At 61.7% G+C, this 17,946-nt stretch carries 19 protein-coding genes; 15 read left to right on the top strand and 4 right to left on the bottom strand.

Annotated features, from left to right (window positions below):
* The first annotated feature begins 4 nt into the window (after positions 1 to 4).
* From ACZ881_RS07175 to ACZ881_RS07120, 12 genes are read left to right on the top strand one after another with little or no spacing between them, the layout of a single operon-like run.
* Positions 5 to 2,833, top strand: a complete 2,829-nt coding sequence (locus tag ACZ881_RS07175; RefSeq protein ID WP_476113672.1) for a phage tail protein — start codon at positions 5 to 7, stop codon at positions 2,831 to 2,833.
* A 12-nt stretch (positions 2,834 to 2,845) separates the two neighbouring features.
* On the top strand, positions 2,846 to 3,763 hold the full coding sequence (locus tag ACZ881_RS07170; RefSeq protein WP_476113670.1) for a phage distal tail protein: 918 nt from the start codon (positions 2,846 to 2,848) through the stop codon (positions 3,761 to 3,763).
* Between the two features lies 1 nt (position 3,764).
* A complete protein-coding gene (locus tag ACZ881_RS07165) occupies positions 3,765 to 4,787 on the top strand; it encodes a hypothetical protein (RefSeq protein ID WP_476113668.1) in 1,023 nt (340 codons plus the stop codon).
* Entirely contained in the window at positions 4,784 to 5,197 is a 414-nt protein-coding gene (locus ACZ881_RS07160) for a hypothetical protein (protein ID WP_476113665.1), read from the top strand. The genes ACZ881_RS07165 and ACZ881_RS07160 overlap by 4 nt, the downstream gene beginning before the upstream one ends.
* A gap of 6 nt (positions 5,198 to 5,203) precedes the next feature.
* Positions 5,204 to 5,527, top strand: a complete 324-nt coding sequence (locus ACZ881_RS07155) for a hypothetical protein (RefSeq protein ID WP_476113662.1) — start codon at positions 5,204 to 5,206, stop codon at positions 5,525 to 5,527.
* 11 nt (positions 5,528 to 5,538) lie between these two features.
* On the top strand, positions 5,539 to 6,336 hold the full coding sequence (locus ACZ881_RS07150) for a M23 family metallopeptidase (protein WP_476113660.1): 798 nt from the start codon (positions 5,539 to 5,541) through the stop codon (positions 6,334 to 6,336).
* Between the two features lie 2 nt (positions 6,337 to 6,338).
* A complete protein-coding gene (locus ACZ881_RS07145) occupies positions 6,339 to 6,605 on the top strand; it encodes a hypothetical protein (protein WP_476113658.1) in 267 nt (88 codons plus the stop codon).
* A 22-nt stretch (positions 6,606 to 6,627) separates the two neighbouring features.
* The gene (locus ACZ881_RS07140) at positions 6,628 to 7,737 is read left to right on the top strand and encodes a hypothetical protein (RefSeq protein ID WP_476113656.1); all 1,110 of its coding nucleotides are present in this window, start codon (positions 6,628 to 6,630) and stop codon (positions 7,735 to 7,737) included.
* Positions 7,738 to 8,718 (top strand): tail fiber domain-containing protein, encoded by a 981-nt coding sequence (locus ACZ881_RS07135; protein WP_476113654.1) that lies wholly within the window; start codon positions 7,738 to 7,740, stop codon positions 8,716 to 8,718. It abuts the gene before it with no gap.
* Positions 8,719 to 9,084 carry a hypothetical protein gene (locus ACZ881_RS07130; protein ID WP_476113652.1) on the top strand — a complete coding sequence of 122 codons (366 nt, stop codon included), beginning with the start codon at positions 8,719 to 8,721 and terminating at the stop codon, positions 9,082 to 9,084. It begins immediately after the preceding gene.
* Between the two features lie 3 nt (positions 9,085 to 9,087).
* Entirely contained in the window at positions 9,088 to 9,705 is a 618-nt protein-coding gene (locus tag ACZ881_RS07125) for a hypothetical protein (protein WP_476113650.1), read from the top strand.
* A gap of 11 nt (positions 9,706 to 9,716) precedes the next feature.
* Positions 9,717 to 11,687, top strand: coding sequence for an SGNH/GDSL hydrolase family protein (locus ACZ881_RS07120; protein WP_476113648.1), 1,971 nt, complete (start codon positions 9,717 to 9,719; stop codon positions 11,685 to 11,687).
* A 3-nt stretch (positions 11,688 to 11,690) separates the two neighbouring features.
* Here the strand turns inward: ACZ881_RS07120 and ACZ881_RS07115 are convergent, their stop codons facing one another.
* Entirely contained in the window at positions 11,691 to 12,530 is an 840-nt protein-coding gene (locus ACZ881_RS07115) for an SGNH/GDSL hydrolase family protein (protein WP_476113646.1), read from the bottom strand.
* Positions 12,531 to 12,687: 157 nt separating this feature from the next.
* Here ACZ881_RS07115 and ACZ881_RS07110 point away from each other — a divergent pair, with 157 nt between their 5' ends.
* Positions 12,688 to 13,071, top strand: coding sequence for a hypothetical protein (locus ACZ881_RS07110; protein ID WP_476113643.1), 384 nt, complete (start codon positions 12,688 to 12,690; stop codon positions 13,069 to 13,071).
* Between the two features lie 11 nt (positions 13,072 to 13,082).
* On the opposite strand, the gene ACZ881_RS07105 is transcribed toward ACZ881_RS07110, so the two are convergent.
* Together ACZ881_RS07105 and ACZ881_RS07100 are read right to left on the bottom strand one after the other, a co-directional pair.
* Positions 13,083 to 13,319: a DUF3263 domain-containing protein gene (locus ACZ881_RS07105; RefSeq protein WP_476113641.1), complete on the bottom strand. Its 237-nt coding sequence runs from the start codon at positions 13,317 to 13,319 to the stop codon at positions 13,083 to 13,085.
* Between the two features lie 584 nt (positions 13,320 to 13,903).
* The gene (locus ACZ881_RS07100) at positions 13,904 to 14,509 is read right to left on the bottom strand and encodes a class I SAM-dependent methyltransferase (RefSeq protein WP_476113638.1); all 606 of its coding nucleotides are present in this window, start codon (positions 14,507 to 14,509) and stop codon (positions 13,904 to 13,906) included.
* A gap of 202 nt (positions 14,510 to 14,711) precedes the next feature.
* Here ACZ881_RS07100 and arfA point away from each other — a divergent pair, with 202 nt between their 5' ends.
* Entirely contained in the window at positions 14,712 to 16,238 is a 1,527-nt protein-coding gene (gene arfA / locus ACZ881_RS07095; protein ID WP_476113636.1) for an arabinosylfuranosidase ArfA, read from the top strand.
* On the opposite strand, the gene ACZ881_RS07090 is transcribed toward arfA, so the two are convergent.
* Positions 16,235 to 16,609 carry a hypothetical protein gene (locus ACZ881_RS07090; RefSeq protein ID WP_476113635.1) on the bottom strand — a complete coding sequence of 125 codons (375 nt, stop codon included), beginning with the start codon at positions 16,607 to 16,609 and terminating at the stop codon, positions 16,235 to 16,237. The two genes, arfA and ACZ881_RS07090, sit on opposite strands and share 4 nt — an antisense overlap.
* A 313-nt stretch (positions 16,610 to 16,922) precedes the next feature.
* On the opposite strand from ACZ881_RS07090, the gene ACZ881_RS07085 reads away from it, so the two are divergent.
* Positions 16,923 to 17,927 carry a LacI family DNA-binding transcriptional regulator gene (locus ACZ881_RS07085; protein WP_476113633.1) on the top strand — a complete coding sequence of 335 codons (1,005 nt, stop codon included), beginning with the start codon at positions 16,923 to 16,925 and terminating at the stop codon, positions 17,925 to 17,927.
* The last annotated feature ends 19 nt before the right edge of the window (positions 17,928 to 17,946 follow it).

The following is a 17,946-nucleotide window of genomic DNA, read 5'->3' as shown; positions in this document are numbered from 1 at the left end:
GCTGGTGTCTGAAGTCGGGTCCGGTCAAGTAGCAATCTTCCCCACATTTCGGGGGTTCCGGTCTTCAGTCAACTCAGAGGTTGCTGGCGCTGGACGCGAGGGCGGCAAAACGTTCAGCTCCGCGTTCAGCGCCGGCGCGGGTGATCCCGGCCAAGCGCTGGTCAAGAAGCTCAATGCACAGATCGCATCCGGCGCGAAGGCACTCTCAGCGGCACGTCTCCAGGAGCAGGACGCCACTGGCAAAGTCCGCGTAGCCGAAGCAGCGCTCAACGAGGCCCGCGCCAGGGGCGAGCAGGGTAGCGCTCGCGTTATCGCCGCAGAAGAGCGTCTGGCGACAGCGAAACGGAAGCTGTCCGAGGCCAGCGGAAAAACCATTGCGGCATCGGACCAGCTGCGGCAGTCCCAGACGAAACTGGCTGAGGCGATGGACTCCGCCGGATCTTCGGGCGAGCAGGCTGCCGGCCGCTTCGGGCGGGGCTGGCAGAGCCTGAAGTCAAAGCTTTCCGGGGCGGCCAAGAGCGCCGTGGACGACGAAGGCAACAAAGCCGCTGCCGCTGCTGACAAAGCAGGCCAAGACGCTGGCGGACGGTTCGGTAGGGGCTTCAAAGCTCTCGTAGGTCCGGCCATCGCCTTGGCCAGTGCAGGCGTGTTCGGTGGCTTTGTTGCTGAGGCGGCGCGGGCCAGCGATGCTACGGACAAGTTCAAAGCCACGATGGACTTCGCCGGACTCGACACCTCGGCTATCGATGCCGCGTCCAAGGCGGCGAAGGACTACGCGGATCAGACCGTATTTGATCTGCCAACCATTCAGAACACCATCGCGCAGCTGGCATCCAACGGCGTGCAGGACTACACCGGCCTGACGAAGGCTGCGGGTAACCTCAACGCCGTAGCCGGCGGCAACGCTGACACCTTCAAGTCAGTGGCCATGGTCATGACCCAGACCGCCGGCGCGGGCAAGCTCACGACGGAGAACTGGAACCAGATGGCTGACGCCATCCCTGGTGCAGCTGGTCCGTTGATGCGCTCGCTCGAGGAGGCCGGCGCTTACACCGGAAACTTCCGTGACGCGATGGCCGCCGGTGAGATCACCGCGGACGAGTTCAACGCCGCGCTGATGAAGCTCGGCAACGATCCCGTTGCGGTGGAGGCCGCCAAGTCCACCAAGACCTACGAAGGCGCGCTCGGTAACCTCACTGCCACGATCAACTCGGGCCTGATGGGCGCCCTGGACAAGATGAAGCCCGGCATCACCGGTGCCATCAACCTCGTCTCCGGCGGACTCGGCAAGGCCTTTGAGTGGACAGGCAAGGCCGCTTCTGGCCTGATAGATGTCTTCGCCAATGGCGACTTCACCACCAACTTGCGTGAAGCGTTCAACGTCGAGGAAGACTCTGGTTTCGTCGGGTTCCTGTTCAGCATCCGGGACGCGGCCCAAGAGGTAGGCGGAGGCTTCCGAGCCTTCGGCGCTGCCTGGAAAGCAGCAGACGGTGACGTAACCTCATCCGGTTTCCCCGGCTTCATGGAGCAGCTCGCCAACGCTGTCAGACCAGTCTTTGAGGCCTTCGGTGCGCTGGTCCCAACGGTGCTGGGGCTGTTTCAGTCCTTCTCACCAATCGGGCTGCTGTTCCAAGCTCTGCAACCGGTCCTTCCGGTTCTAGCCGCTGCGATAGGGCAGCTGGGCATGGCGCTCGCCGGCGTTCTGGGCTCAGCGCTGACAACCGTTCAGCCGTTGATTCAGACACTGGTCGGTGTGCTCAGCGGAGTGTTCATCGCGATCATGCCGAGCATCGTCAGCCTGATCTCGATGTTGGGCGACGCGTTCACCATGCTCTCTCCGGTGATCAGTATGGTTCTGGGAGCGGTGCTCCCGCTCATCACTACGCTGGTGTCTCAGCTCGCGCCGATCATCATCAGCCTGGTCACTTCGATCATGCCTCCGCTGATCAGCATCTTCAGCATGGTCATTGCGGCGATCGCTCCGCTGATCACCCAGATCATGGATCTCCTGATTCCGGTGATTCAGGCTCTGATGCCTGTTGTGGTGACGGTCTTTGGCGTGATTGCCGAAGTGATCAAAGCGGCGATGCAGATCGTGCAAGGCATCATCCAGGTAGTCACCGGGATTATTTCCGGGAACTGGTCGCAGGTTTGGTCCGGGATCCAGAACATCTTCGGCGGTATTTGGAACACCATCGTCGCAGTTGTCCGGGGAGCTATTCAGATTGTCGGTTCTGTCATTCAGGCGGGGCTGAGCATCGTCGGAAACGTCGTCTCGTCCGTTCTGGGGGGAATCGGATCGTTCTTCGCTGACACTTGGCGGAACATCACTAACGGCGTCTCCGGGTTCATCTCCGGTTTCCTCGGGTTCTTCAACGACCTCCCGGGGAAGATCATGAGTGCCCTATCCGGTGCCAGCACCTGGCTTGTGGACGTCGGTAAGAACATCGTCCAAGGCCTGATCAACGGCGCCAAGGGAATGATCGACGGCGCCGTGCAGGCCATCAAGGACGTCGGCGGGGCAATGCTCGATGGCGTCAAGGGATTCCTTGGCATCAAGTCACCGTCCCGGCGATTCCGGTTCGAGGTTGGCCAACAGGTCGGTGAGGGCGCCCGCCTGGGCATCCTCGACAAAGTGAAGTCCGTGGCAGAGGCCGCTAAGCGGCTGGTGACTATCCCGAACGTAACTGGTGTGGGTGGTGCCGGCGGGCTGAGCGGTACTGCGGCGGCTGTAGGGGCTGGCCAACACATCGAAGTCACCATCAATGAAGTGACTGACCCCAACGGGACGTCGGCTGCTGTCGTCAGGCGCCTCGGCGCACTAGCACCATAGGAGGGGCCTGACATGCCTTACCCATCCCCGATCACCTACCCGTCCAGGTTGCTGTTTCCGGGAACAACGCTCCCGGAACTTCAGGGCAGGTCACCCATTGCTTTGGGTGACCTGCTCATGAACTGGGTAGATGAAGACGGCACGATATGGGCGGTGGAGAAGAACCCCGGCTGGCTGGGCTCGCCGGCCTCCACCGCCCAGTTCAACCAACGCGCTCGCGGCAACGGGACGACAACAACTGAGGGGTTCCTGACAGGCAAGGTCCTGCCTATGGAGGGCAAGATCCGGGCGCGATCGCCTGAGGCACTGTCCTTCGCTATCGACAGGCTCAACGCGGCCGTCAGTGTGGACCCGTTCACTCTGCTGGTTTCGGAGTCTGGCAGGGTCCGTCACATGCAGGTGCAGCGTCAGGACGAGATCCTGACAGACACCCTCAGGGACGGGTTCACGGCCACGTTCAGCATTCAGGTGTTCGGCAAGGACCCCCGCAAGTTCGGAGACCTCGAGTCCGCATCGACGCTGCTGCCCTTCGCGAGAGGGGGCCGGACATACCCGGCCACCTACCCCATGGTCTACACAGGCGTTTCCAACACCGGACGGGTTCGTATCCACAACCCGGGAAACACCCAAGCCCCGGTCTGGCTGCGTATCGACGGGCCAATCCCCGCCGGTGGCTGGACTGTGACCCACACAGGCAAGAAACGAGCGCTCACGTTTGCTTCGGCGCTGGCGCTGGCTTCGGGCGAGTTCGTCACCGTGGACATGGACCGACGCGAGGTTCTCGCGCAAGGCCAGTCGGCAAGGCAGGGGTACATCACTTCCCGCGGCTGGTTCTCTCTGGATCCAGGGGATAACGACATTGCATTCAGCGCAGCCAATTACTCGGCTACCGCGCAACTGACCATACTCACGAAACCGGCTTGGAGCTGAGATGACTATTACTTGCCAGCCTATGGACGCGGCGGAGGGCACCGACGTTCCGGCCTACTCGGCGTCGAACGAGCGTCAGGCGAACGCTGTCATGTACGGCGGCGGCTCTGGTTTGCCGTTGGCTGCCCGGTCTGGCTTTCGCCCAGGGACCGGGAATGTCCTGACGGCCAGCTCGACCACGTGGACGCTGCAACCCTGTGCGCTCGCGATCTCGCCGAAGGCGACCACCGCTCAAGGGTCGTACCGATGGGCATCTGATCAAAACATCTCCGGTGGTCTCGTCGCCGCTAACTCGACGCTCCCGCGGAAAGACATCGTCTACATTCAGGTCAACGACGATTCCTCCGGGGACGGGTCAGGCGCTCTTAGCGCTCCCGTGGCGTACCTGGCCGGCACGCCGTCAGCGACTCCGGAAGCCCCGGATCTTCCGGAACGAAGCTTCTTGGTAGGGACGATCACGGTTCCGCAAGTCGGAGCAGGATCACCGACAGTGGTTCGCAACCCGGCGGTGTTCGTTTCGGCTGGAGGCATCCAGCCGGTTTCGGGTCTGACGGAGCGCGGCGAGCTGTCCGCATATGACGGCTTGGTTGTACGGCGCATGGATCTCCCCGGGCGTCCGCTCGATGTCCGCGACGCAACCGGGTGGCAGGACGAGACCCCCGCACCAATCACGTTCGCGGCCGGCGCCCCGCCGGAATACCGGAACGCTGGGACCTACTACGATGCCACGTTGGCCGACGCGGCTGTGACCCGCAACGGGCGCCGCATATCGGGCCAGGGCGCGATCGCCAACAACGTGCCCATCACGTTCTTGGCGAACACGGAGTACATCATCGGCACCGTACCGGCAGGCTTCCGTCCTTCCAGCAGGTCCCCACTCTTTCAAGTCGCGCCTGGTGGCTACGTCTGCAACATGTGGGTGACTCTCGCCGGACAGATCCGCGTCAGCTTCTTTGTGCCAGTCCCTTCGCAGGTCGTTGGGAAGATGCTCTGGCCGCTTGACGGGATCGGATGGAACGCATGATGCTCACGTTGCGTAACCTCTGGCTCAAGGTCCAAGAACCGCGGGCACTGTCTGTGATCTACTTCTTCGCGTACCTAGCAATCAGCGTCCTTGGCTTGGCGGTGGCTATAGACCCTCCACGCTCCGTGCAGTCCAGCATCGGCAGTCTGGTCATCGTCTGGGGTGCGCTGCTCCTCATCGGCGGGGCCATCGGATCAGCTTCTGTTCTTCCTGGAATCTGGTGGTTGGAACGGGCCGCGACCGGCTTCTGCATGACAGCGATATCCATCTACGGGGTTGCGGTGGCAGCCCTGCCGGTGACGCAGGTGAGCACTCGCATCGCGACTCTTTGCTTCGCGATCTTCGCGCTACTCGCGTTCGCTGCACGTCTCGTGAAAATCCGGCATTACGCCTATGACCCTGAAAAGTAGGCACGCATGGATCCCACTCAACTGCTCATCACGATCATCACGACGGTGGGTAGCACTGGCGCTCTTCTTGCGCTGACAAACGGTCTGATCAAGTACTTCAATGGCTCAGCTGGCCGTGAGCGTGCACGGAACACAACGCTGAAAGACCAACGGAATGAGGCGTGGAAGGACGCAGAGCGGGAGCGAGACAGGGCTGAGCTGGAGGCGCTGAACCGCCGCCGCACTGAGGAGTACACCTCCCGCGTGCGGCGTTTCTGCACCGAAGAGCACGGCACTGACAAGGACGAGTTCCCTGCATGGCCGCCGCTCCTGACCGAACTACCCAAGTAAAGGAGGCCCCGATGGGCAAGTATGCATACCCACACGAATCCAAATGGCCGATCTCGTACGTTGCCGGGATCCTCCGCACGTTCGGTTCCGCGCCAGGCGGTGTGAACCCTGTTCGTGGGCACACCGGCGAGGATCGGGCAGTGCCCATCGGCACGCCGGTCTATGCGCCGGCTGATGGATATATCGAGTTCGAGCAGTTCTGGCTGACTTTGGACGGCTCGGACAATCGATGGCTCATGACAGCCGGCGGCGGCCTCACGGTCGGTGTACAGGCTGACGACGGGCCACTTTTCATCGTGGCGCACCTGTCGGAAACGCTGGTGAACCGAGGCCAGCGCGTCCGCAAGGGTCAGCTCATTGCACTAAGCGGCAACTCCGGGATGTGGACCACTGGCCCTCACTCGCATTTTGAGGTCATCCCACCGCGCCCCAACTACAACAACGGCACATACGGCCGGGTTGATCCAGCGATCTATTGCAGCGAATACCCGGACCTGACTGCCGGTGCCTCACTTGGCCCGGCAGGCTCCATCACCACAAAACCCCAGGAGGACGACGACATGCCCGATATGCACACATTCCTGAATTACCCGGCCTACACCGGAGGCCCGACCATCTCTGACATGTTCGTCAAGATCGAGGTGGCCTGCAAGAAAGTGGATGCGATTCATGAGGCCATCTTCAACAACGAGGGGACCAACAAGTCCATCGTCGGCGGCGAATCTCTGCCTAGCCTGACCAACAAGAATGACCTCAAGATTCTGGCCCGCCTGGATGAGATCCAGCAGGCCGTGGAAGCGAAGGGCTGAGCATGTTCACGTCCATTCTGCGAACCATCGTCCCTGCCCTGTGGGGTTCGTTTATCGGCTGGCTCCTCGCACTCGTGCCAGTCCTGGAGCCGCTCCGTGAGGACCTGCTCGCCTACGCGGAGGTGCTCTTGCCGATCATCTCCGCGCTACTGATCGGCGCCTGGTATGCGTTCTGGCGTTGGCTAGAACCGCGCCTGCCGGACTGGCTGACACGAATCACTTTGGGCTCCGCCAAGGCGCCGGCCTACCAGGGGAAACACGAAGCGTAGCTTCCAAACGTAGGGGGCTCACTTGGCCATTTCTTGGGTTGCCGTGGATGCAAATGACGGCGCGATCATTGCGGACCTCCCAACGCTGTCCGTGGGCGGCGCTCTCAAGCAGACGCTGATGCGGTACGAGTCTCAGACGGCGAATCTGCCGATGGATGGCGCCCCTGAGAACTGGCGGGAGGCTACGCGGAAGGGCGCCGCATTCTTGGTGGCCCTTTCCGAGCCGGAAGAGAACGAACCTCGCGGCGTGCCCCTCTGGGGTGGTCTGATCATTCGTCGGACGCGGAAGGTCGGTAGCGGGGTAGACCTCAGCTTGGTGACAGCTGAGGGCTACTTCGATCGCGTCTACGTCGAAGACGAGGCCTTCACGGCCACTGCGCAGAACATCATCGTCAAGACCATGGTGGAGAAGTACGCCAAAACAACGGGAACCAAACGTGGCATCCCCATGCGCGTGCAGATCGTGGGCGGCAACGGCGTGCTGCGCGACAAGAACACTTGGAAGGACGCGGCCGACAAAACGCTGTACTCCGCACTGACGGACTTCTCCGGACTCATCGGCGGCTCAGAATGGACCGTCGGTTGGGAATGGGTAGACGAGGAGAAACTCGGCCTCGTCCTATACGTCGGTGACCGAATCGGCAGAACACCACCGGCAGGCCTCGGCCCGGCAGCCCAGTTCTACCTGCCCGGCTCCGTCACTGAAGCCGAACTGGTGGAAGGATTCGGAGCCGACGAGGGCGCCAACGACGTCATGGCCGTATCCACAGGCACGGAAGGCGCTCGCCCGCAGTCCCCACACCAAAAAGTCACCACAGACCTCCGGCCACGCTTCGAATACAGGTGGACCCCGGAGAGCGACATCAAAGACATCTCCACCCTCACGGCGCACGCTCAACGGGCGCTCGCCGCGATGAAGGACGGTTCATTGGCCATGACGTTGACAGCTAATCGGGGCGAAGCCCCGAAGCTGGGGCTGGATTGGTTCATCGGCGATGATGTGGGGTTCGACATTGAGGCCCCGGAGTTTCCCGATGGTCTAGTGGGCACGGCTCGCTGTGTCGGCTGGGAGCTCACTGACGAGACGATCACTCCGCTGATTGATGTAACTGCCGTGAGGGGGATCGACTAAATGGCTCAGCCAGGACTGCCGGGATCTCAGTTCCCGGGTGAGGACGCAATCAACCGCAGGATCCGAGAGCTGGAGCAGCGTGTCCAGCAATTCAGTGCGGCGAACATTCTTGCAACGGCCGGCATCAACGCTGCAGCTGGTGGAGTGCTGGTCAACGGCTTCATGCAGTTCCGGCGCACTGACGAAACAGTAGGCGTGCAGGTTGATCCGGAGACGGGAACCTTCACGGTGTTTGATGATGCCGGCGCTGCGCCTGTTACCCGCTTCGGTGAGCTGCTGGAGACTGCACCAGGTGAGTATGGCGTGGAAGTGCTGGTTGGTTCCACGTGGGTGCGTCTCGGTAACCAGGTCACAACATGGGATGCCGTATCTGGGAAGCCGGCGACCTTCCCACCGTCAGGCCACTCACACGCAGGGACTGAAATCACCTCGGCCGTAGCCAATGCAACCAACGCAGTGAACGCTACGAACGCGATCACGGCCACCAACGCAACAAATGCCACAGAGGCAACTCACGCGGCCCAAGCTGACGGATCGCAGTACGGGTGGACAAACAACGTAGCCGGTGGCACCTTCTATGCCCTCTGGGTGGGCAACGATGGCGGATACCACTTCGGACGGAACGTCTCCTCCATCAAGTACAAGGAAAACGTCACCAACGCTGACGTGGACCCACTCAACGTCCTCCAGCTGCGCCCGGTCAGATACGACCGGAAGGCTACCTACCGGTTCCCCCAGGACGCGGACGGCAACAGGCTCATAGGCCCTGAACAGCAATTCCTCGGCGCAAAGGGCGAGTTCGGCCTCATCGCGGAAGAAGTTGAGGAATGTCTACCCGAGATCGTCACCCGCTACGACGGCGAGGTGGACGGCGTCCGTTACGACCTGCTGGGCGTGGCACTCCTGCCCGTTGTCCAGGACCAACAAAAACAGATCGACAAGCTCACCGCGGCTGTCCGCGCTCTCGGAGGAGATATTTGAATGGCACGCAGGACCTGGGCCAACGGAATCATCGGAAACACCCCGCTGAACGCAGCCAGACTCAACGATCTGGAAGAGGACTTGGAAGCCGCGCTCATGCAGCTCGCGCGCTCGCCGGAAGCACTCTTCAGCGGCTCAGTGGTCGTGAACGGCGACGGCGCCCCAACCTCAGCCAACGTCGTCTGGCCAGACGGCTCCACCGGCGTTTACTCCGGCACGGCCTCCGTGGCGTGGCCGGGCGCAGTGAACTCCTACACCATCACCAAGACCGGCATCCCGGTACTGAAATTTACCCAGCCCATGGTCACCCGCAACGAGGCTGGCGACATCACCACCCGCCCAGCTATCACAGTCACCGAGGAGTAGCACGTGACCACCGTCCATATCTCCCTGGTCAACCCGCAACCGGACGGCTCTACAACGCCGGCCCGGGCAATCCACAGGTTCACCCCCACAAAGCGCCGGTCCCTGACAGAAGCGCCAGGCACCATCGTTCTGCCCACACCCTTCGAGGTGGCGCTCTCCGATGGAACGGCCGACGTCGAACTGGAATCAAACGGGCCGGATTGGGCGTGGCGCGTCGATGAGCTTGTGCCAGGAGCCGCAACCCGCACCACCTACGTGGCCGTCCCCGACGTTGCCGAGGTGGACTATCCGGAACTCGTGCAACTCGACCCGTCCACACTCGACCCAGCACCCATCCTGCAACCCGCCTGGATCGCAGCGCAGAACCTCGCGCTCGCCGCGACGCCTGAGCTGCTCATGGTGGGTGCGATTACTCGAGATGTGGACGGGGCACCGATGGCCGCTGCGGTCTTGTGGCCTGACGGGACTGCCGGTACCTACGCCGGCACGCCTTCTGAGGATTTCCCGGGTGTGGTCGATGCGTACAGCGTCACGCACGGGACGATCACCTACACCCAGCCCTTGGTCACCCGGAACGCTTCGGGAGAGATCACGGCAAAACCACCCATCACCCTTACCTGAGGAGCAGCCCTATGGGAATCCTGGACTTCAAGCGCGTGCCCGATAAGGCACTTCCGGAACGCCTTTCCGATGAGGCGCTTAATGCCACTTTTGGCCCTGCCGCGGAGGCCATGAAGCAGGCGTTTGCGCCAGTTCCTGGCCCGGCAACGGCGGCAGCAGGCACCCACCGTTACTTGTCACTGGAAGCGGAAGACCTCCGCGACTTGAGCGAGCTGTGGGTGGGTGACTCCATCGGTAACGAGCAGGTAGAGCACATCTTTCTTCTGCTCCAGGCGCGGGCCGCGCTCAACCCGACACGCAGCTACATCTACCACCTGATCGACTCCAGCACGGGAATGACGTGGCTGGCGCCGGTCACGATCCAGACTGGCACTGGAACTGGCGACGGCGGACAGCCGTTCGAGACTCACATCTGGAACTTCAGCGTCTCGGGGATGAACAGCTCTTACGCCTTGGGTGCCCGGTACCCCGCACTTATTGCCACCAACCCTGACATCATCGTCCTCTTGCATGGCAAAAACGAGGGTCAGACCTCTGGTGGCATCGGCGAGGACCATTGGCGCGGACAGTACCTGTCATTCACTGAGACCATCGTGCAGGACTTGCCTTACGCAGATCTTGTCTGCGTCCTCCAGATCCCGAACCGGGATGACAAGGAGATGGCGAAAAAGAACCGCGTCTACGCCCAGATCGCGGCGCTTCGGGGATATGGCGTCATTGATCTGCACCGGCTATTCCTCTCTGCCATCAGCAGTGCGGGTGGGACGCTCAACCAATACATGAAGGCTGACGGCATTCACCCCACAACGTCGGCTGACGCGCCTTCGCCGAACGGCTCTGCGCTTATGGCTCAGCTTGAGCTTCCGTTCTGGACTCACAGCGAGGAAACCGGCGCGGTACGGGCGCATCAGATCAGCTCCTTGGACGCGACGGCAGACCAGTTGCTGCCCAACGGTGACTTTTCAGCCTGGGCTGGCTCAGTCCCAGATGGGTGGGAGGTGATCAATGCCACGACCACGAAGGACACTCGCGCTGGCTACTTCGAGAAGGTCACGGATACCGGCTACGGGTGCCGGGTCCAAGCGGCATCAGCCGCGTCATCATCCATCAGGGTCAGCTTTGATGCTGAGTTCCGTGCGAAGTGGGCAGGCAAGCCAATCACGGCAGTAGTCCGCGTCCGGGCGGATACCAAGACTCCCACTGATTCTGTCTCCCAAGCCCGCATCGGCTGGTCTGACGGTATCCAGACGCTGAACTCTGGCAACTACGCCCAGGCGCGTGACGCCTTCCACTACCGTGTGTTGACCTTCACTCCTGACCCGGCGGCCATGTACCTCCGCCTGACGATCTACGCTGACAGCGCAGCCAACGCTTCTGCTGACATCACAGTTGCTCGGGTGTGGTTGGTCCCGGGGGTACTGCCTAGGCGGGGCAGCATGGGCCAGCAGGGTAACCAAGGGGCGCCGGGCGATCCCAGCCTGACACAGATCGACTTCTGCTCCACTGTTGGCAGCAACCCTGTGGTTGCTGCTCTGGCTCTGGGCACCTCGGCTGTCATAGGGGTGGCCAATGCCGGCATCGTCATGCCGGTCAAGCCCCACAGGGACATTGACCTCTCGGTTCTGGAGTGGAACGTTGGCTCCGTGTCCGCTGGAAATTATGACATCGGAATTCTGGATTCAGCTGGCGTCCGGTTGTGGTCCAAGGGATCAACGCCTTGGCCCGCCGTTGGCGCCATCGTCACTGAGACGGTGTCACCCATCGTTACCCTCACAGCTGGCGAGACGTATTACATCCTCCTGGTGGCCGACAATACGACCGCCACATACAAAGGGCTCAACACGTCCACAAACATGCTCAAGCTCGTGACTGGTCTGCCGCACTCTCGTGTTGCTGGAAGCGTGTTCCCAATCCCGGCCAACGTCACCCTTGGCTCGACAGTGACCGGGAAGCTGCCTGTGGTGATACTGCGGGAGGCCTAGTGGCTAGGCGTTGTCCAGCAGGTACCGCTGGACAACGCCGGCCCATATCGTGGAACCTGCGTCATTCACGTGGAGCAGGTCAATGTACAGGGACTCGAAATTAGGCGTCCTGTTGATTGCTTCGAAAACGCTGACGCTGGGGTATCCCCAAGTGCGGGACCAAGTCATCATGGTGCTCACGGTCATCCGTTGACGCTCGAAGCGCACCCCTGTCGCCGGGTTCTGTCCGACAATTAAGACTTGAGCGTTGGGCCATTTCCCCTTTATTGCTCGAGTGAACTTCTCCATGTCGGGAGAGACATTGGCAGGAAGCTGGTTGTGCCCGATTGATACGACGATGAGCGACGGATCTTCAGGGAAGAGCCCCTCGAACCGAGTCGTGATTGCCTCTGCTGTGGCGCCGGGGATGCCCACGTTGTATATCTCGACAGGCTGAGTTTCTGGCCCGTACACGCGCTTTTCTGCGTACCTGCTTGCCTGCGGGTTGTAGTTAGAGAACTCGACCCTTCGGTTTGCCTCGGTAGCTAGTCCTTGAGACATCTTTCCAACCCACTCGTCGGGACCGTTCCCAGTTGAGTCGCCCAAGACCCCGACCACGAAGCGCCCGTTTGGGTTCTTGAGAGCATCACTGACTCCCTTGAGTTTGGGCAGGGCGACATCCGTTGGCGCTGATATAGGTGCGGGAGTGAACGCGGCCGCTTCGGCGCGGTTAGCAGCCGCTGCCGACTGAGTCTCAGAGGCTTTGATGGCGATAAATGAACCCGCCCCAGCGAGGACCACAGCAGTCGCAGATGCTGCAGCAATTAGCTTCGCTCGCTTGTGTCGGTGAAAGCCAAAGCCCATGAGTGCGTCCCCCAAGATGAAGTTACAAGTTTGCGCCAATTCTAAGGCCGATGGAAGGCAACATAAGACCGGTTACCTTCCCCTGCGTCACAGATCCCCACCCTGCCGCTTTGGGGGTGGGGATCTTTTGTCGTACCCAGAGGCGCATTATGAGTGCATGAATGGGTATGACGCGGAAAAGTTCGAAGCGGATGCGCTGGCTGGCGACTGGAGGGCCGCCGTTGTCGTCCTTTCCAGATCGAACCTGCGACCAGAAGTTTTGTCGGCGCTTATGACAGAGGACGCACATCTGGAAGTGGTGCTGAGTGTCATCGGTCGCCAAGACGTGACTCCAGAACGTTTAGCCTGGGCGGCGACGTTCGACAATGCGCAAGTCCTCGGTCGAGTGGTTTCGAACCCAAAGACGCCAACGCCGTTAATCAGGGAGATTCGAGATCGGGCAGACGGTAGGGAGGCCGACATTTGGGTGCACCTGAGTGAGTACGCGGACAGAGTCCTGTCCCGGATCGACCGCGAGTCAGGTCTTCACGGCGGCCGCTGAAACCGGTCAGGCTAGCGGAGTAGACGACTGGCAGTCCGCACCATGGATCGACGTCTTGTCTTGAGCTGGGCGACGGTAGTGGGGCGGTAAGCAACGGCGGCCTCTGTCTGGATGAGTCGGTTCACCACTTGCCAGTACCTTGTCGGACTCATGCCGAAGCGTTCCATAGCAGCCGAGTCTAGAGAGCCTGCGCGCTTGAAGTGTTCGCCGGCCAAATCGAGTATGGCCTTCTGTTGGTCGGTGAGCATTGAGAGAGCTTATGACTTGGCACTGACAGTGACGGGTAGGCTCCTAAGATGGTCACCTCTTCCACCCGGCTGTCAACGGGTCCGTGTCAGTTGCCGCCAGAAGCCCAGCCCTACATCGCGGCCGCAGGCAGAGTCCTTGCCGAGGCGACGGCTCGCATGAACATGATGAGTGCTCGTGAGATTGCTGAGGCAGCCTTCACTCCTGGCGGGCCATCACTGGACCAGCTAGAGCGACTCGCGGAGGCAAGGTTTCGCGGGGAGTCAGCCCGGGGGATTGAGGGCCTATTTGAGGGCCTATCTTCCAGCTGACCCGTTCCCATCGGGTCCGCTATGGAGTGTAAAAACCCCTAGTTTCCGGGGTTTTGGATTACCCGTTCTGACCTGATTTCTTGCCTGACCAGACTTTTAATCCGTGGGTCGTGGGTTCGATCCCCACAGGGCCCACCCTCCAAGACAGGCCGGAGACGTTGAGTCTCCGGCCTGTTTTTTTGTTTCCCTCGCCCCACGAATCCTGCTTTGGTACGAATCTCCCGCCGCACAACGGCGGGGTGAGCAAACAAGGGTGAGTGGGGGTGTGCTGAAAGTCAGAGTTCCGCACGCCGGGCAATGATGGCGGCATGTGGGCGGGCTCCGGGGTTGACGCGGGAGTGGGTGCTGACAACTTTGAACCCGGCCGTCCGAAGCCGAGCCGACAGCTCCTCCACAGGCCAGAAGTAAGCCGGAGTCACCGCATGAGGGAAAACCTCAAGGGCGGGACCTTCGAAGAAACCGAGCAGAAGGCTCCCGCCGGGCTTGATGCACCGGGAGAACTCGTCCAGAACCGCATCCATGGCATCAGAGGGAGTGTGAATCACCGAGTACCAGGCGAGGATCCCTGCTAGTGACCGATCCGCCGTCGGCAACCTTTCCATTGATCCGACAGAGAATTGAGCGTCCGGGTAATGCTGCCTGGCAGTTTTGATGAACGCCTTGACCAAGTCCACGCCCTCGACGGACACTCCGGCGGAGTGCAGGAAGTCCGTCCAGTGTCCGGGTCCGCAGCCGGCGTCGATGACCTTGCCGGAAAGGCCCCGTGCCCACGCGAGAATCAGCTGCTGATCGGCCGGATGCGTGCAGCTGATCGACCCGAACAGCGAGGTGTACTCGGCTGCGCGGGCGGAATAGGCGGCTGTAACGTTCCCGGATGACATGCGGCTCAGCCTAACGTGGCATCCAGACCCGCACTCATCTGAATCTCCCGCCGCACAACGGTGTGCCCGGCAAACAAGAGCGGGCTTGGGAGAGTCGGGGGAAGAAAACCCTTGACTCGCACCCCTCAGCACAGTCAGCATAGTTTCTATAACGTTGTAGAAACCGGCAAAAGCAGCAACCCAGCAGATAAGGACTCACCCTTTGGGAAATCAAGAGAACCCCACGGCCAAAATCACCCTTGACCCCGCGTTCGTGGTCGGCCCCGTCAGGAGGAAGACGTTCGGCGCTTTCGTGGAGCACCTGGGCCGTTGCGTCTACACGGGCATCTTCGAGCCCGAGCACCCCAAGGCCGATGACGACGGGTTCCGCACCGACGTCCTGGAGCTCACCAAGGAACTGGGCGTCTCCACGGTCCGGTATCCGGGCGGCAACTTCGTGTCGGGCTATCGCTGGGAAGACGGAGTTGGGCCCAAGGAAGACCGTCCCACCCGGCTCGACCTCGCCTGGCATTCCAGCGACCCGAACTTGGTGGGCGTGGACGAATTCGCCAAGTGGTCCGAGAAGGCCGGCGTCGAGCCCATGATGGCCGTCAACCTGGGCACTCGAGGAACCCAGGAAGCTTTGGATCTGCTGGAATATTCCAACATCAAGGGTGGAACGGCCCTGTCCGAACAGCGCAAGGCGAATGGCGCCGTCGAGCCCCACAACATCAAAATGTGGTGCCTCGGAAACGAAATGGACGGCTTCTGGCAGATCGGCCATAAGAAGGCGGGCGAGTACGCGCGGGTTGCCGCCGAAACGGCGCGGGCGATGCGCATGGTCAACCCGGATCTTGAACTGGTTGCCTGCGGAAGTTCGGCACCCACCATGCCGACGTTTGGTGAATGGGAGCGTGTGGTCCTCAGCGAGACCTATGAACTGGTGGACCTGATCTCGGCGCACCAGTACTTCGAGGACTTCGGAGACCTGCAGGAGCATCTCTCCGCCGGCCACCGCATGGAAGCCTTTATCAAGGACCTCGTGTCTCATATCGACCATGTAAAGTCGGCCACCAAGTCCGAGAAGCAGGTCAACATTTCCTTCGATGAATGGAATGTCTGGCACATGTCCCGCGACGAGTCCAAGGCCCCCACCGGGGACAACTGGCCTGTCGCGCCCGTGCTGCTCGAGGACCGCTACACGGTGGCGGACGCCGTGGTGGTGGGCGACCTCCTCATCACGCTGGTGCGCAACACGGACCGCGTCCACTCCGCGAGCCTCGCGCAGCTGGTCAACGTGATCGCGCCGATCATGACTGAGCCAGGCGGCCGCGCTTGGAAGCAGACCACCTTCCACCCGTTCGCGCTCACCTCGCAGCACGCCTCGGGCACGGTACTGAATCTCGCCGTCGAATCCCCACGGCTTTCCATCGAAAAGACGTCCGGATTCACGTCGCTGTCAGCTGTGGCAACCTACGATGCCGAAGCCAACGAGGCCGTGGTGTTCGCTGTGAACCGCTCTGCCGCCGAAGCGCTGACGTTGGATGCCGCCGTCGGAAGCCTGAACCCCGCGAGGATCATCGAGGCTGTCACCTACACGAACAAGGACCCGTACTGGCAGGCGACGGCTGACGATTCGACCTCGGTCCTGCCGTCCGAAAACGTCAGTGTAAAGCTCGACGGCGGCCGCCTCACCGCAGAGCTTCCGGCCGTGAGCTGGAGCATGATCCGCCTGGCCCTCAACTCCTAGGCAATAGCCTGCGAGCCGTCCCTGAAGATCGGGTACGCCGAAATGGGCGTGACCGTGGCAGTCGGGGTGGGCTCCGGTGCCTGCGTTGCAGGCGCCGGGGCCGGCTCGTCGCCAGTCACGATTTCCATTGACTCCATGTCCAGCAGGCGGCGGCTGCCGGTTTCGTCCTGGAGCCAAAAAAGGTCGGTGCCGGCCACTGTTTTCACTACGGTTCCCCGATGATAAAGGCGGCCGTTGTGCCACGCCTCGATGAACTCGCCCGGCTTCAGCGCGTGTGGTTCATCCTGGCCTCCGGGCAACGTGCCGAACGCCTGCGCCAGGCTTGCCTGCGTCTTCAGTGCCTGGAAAAGATCCCTGTTTACAATGCTCATGTCTGCACCCCTCAGCTGGCTGCGCGTCTTCTATAGGACCAGCTTTGCGCAAGTTTGTTGCGGGCGCGTTGCAGGAAAATGTGCGGTGTGTGTCGGGTGGAGGGCTGTGATGGGATGTACTCAACCGACAAAAGAAGGGCGTCCATGCCCAGCGCAGTAAGCCTGATTCGCTCCAATAAGCTCAGTCCGTCGCCCAAACCGGAGGTAGTGCGTGCTGCCTTCGGAGATCGTGACGTCCCCAGCACCGTGATGGACCCCGTTTGAACGGCCTCATCTGCAACGATGTATGACAACGTACAGAAGGAGCACCTGCATGGCGGTCACCATGAACGACGTCGCACGCGCGGCGGGGGTCTCGTTGAAGACGGTCTCCAACGTCATCAACAACTACGAGTTCATCCGGCCCGCCACCAAACAACGCGTCCTCGATGCGATCGACGAGCTCGGCTACGAAACCAACCTGACGGCCCGCAGCCTCCGATCCGGTAAGACCAGCATGCTCGGATTGGTCCTCGCCGACCTCTCCATCCCGTACTACGCCGAGCTCGCATCGGACATCATGAAGGCGGCGTGGGCCCGCGGTTACCGTGTTCTGGTGGAGCAGTCCGGCAACGAGCCAGAGCACGAGAAAGCTGCGCTTCAAGGACAGTTCCGCAGCCTCACGGACGGCCTCCTCTTCATCCCGCTAGCGCTCGACGCCGAACAGATCATCTCCGCTGCCGGCAGGAAACCGCTGGTCCTCCTGGGTGAATTCGTACAGGACCCGCGGCTGGACATGGTCCTCATCCAAAACCAGGAAGCTGCCGCCGCGGTTACCACGCACTTGCTGGCGGGTGGCCGCCGTCGTATAGCAGTCCTGGGAGCGCACGACGGCGACGAAGCCGGCAGCAACGGCCTTCGCCTCCGCGGGTACCGGGCTGCGCTCGCTGCCGCAGGTGTGGAGCATGACCCGGCGTTGGTGGTCCCCTGCGATTGGCGTCGCGACGCCGGGGCGGACGCCACCGCGAGGTTGTTGGACAGCGGTGTGGAATTCGACGCGGTCTTCGGGCTCAACGACGTCCTCGCCTTGGGGGCGCTGCACGAACTCCTGGTGCGCGGCAGGAAGATTCCGGAGGAGATAGCAGTAGCCGGCTTCGATGACATTGATGAGTCCCGGTTCGCGTCGCCGTCGTTGACCACTGTGGCGCCGGGACGGACGGAAATTGCGGAGCGCGCTGTCGAACTCCTCATCCAGCGAATTGAAAGCAAGGACGCCGCGCATACTGTCCAGCAACCGACGGCGGCGTTCGAAATGCGCATCAGGCAGTCAGCGCCGTAGGGGTTTGGCTTCGGGGCGC

It is taken from the genome of Paenarthrobacter sp. TE3676 (assembly GCF_056279165.1).
The sequence above is the reverse complement of the archived record's forward strand: the minus strand, read 5'-3'. Positions and strand labels throughout refer to the sequence as shown.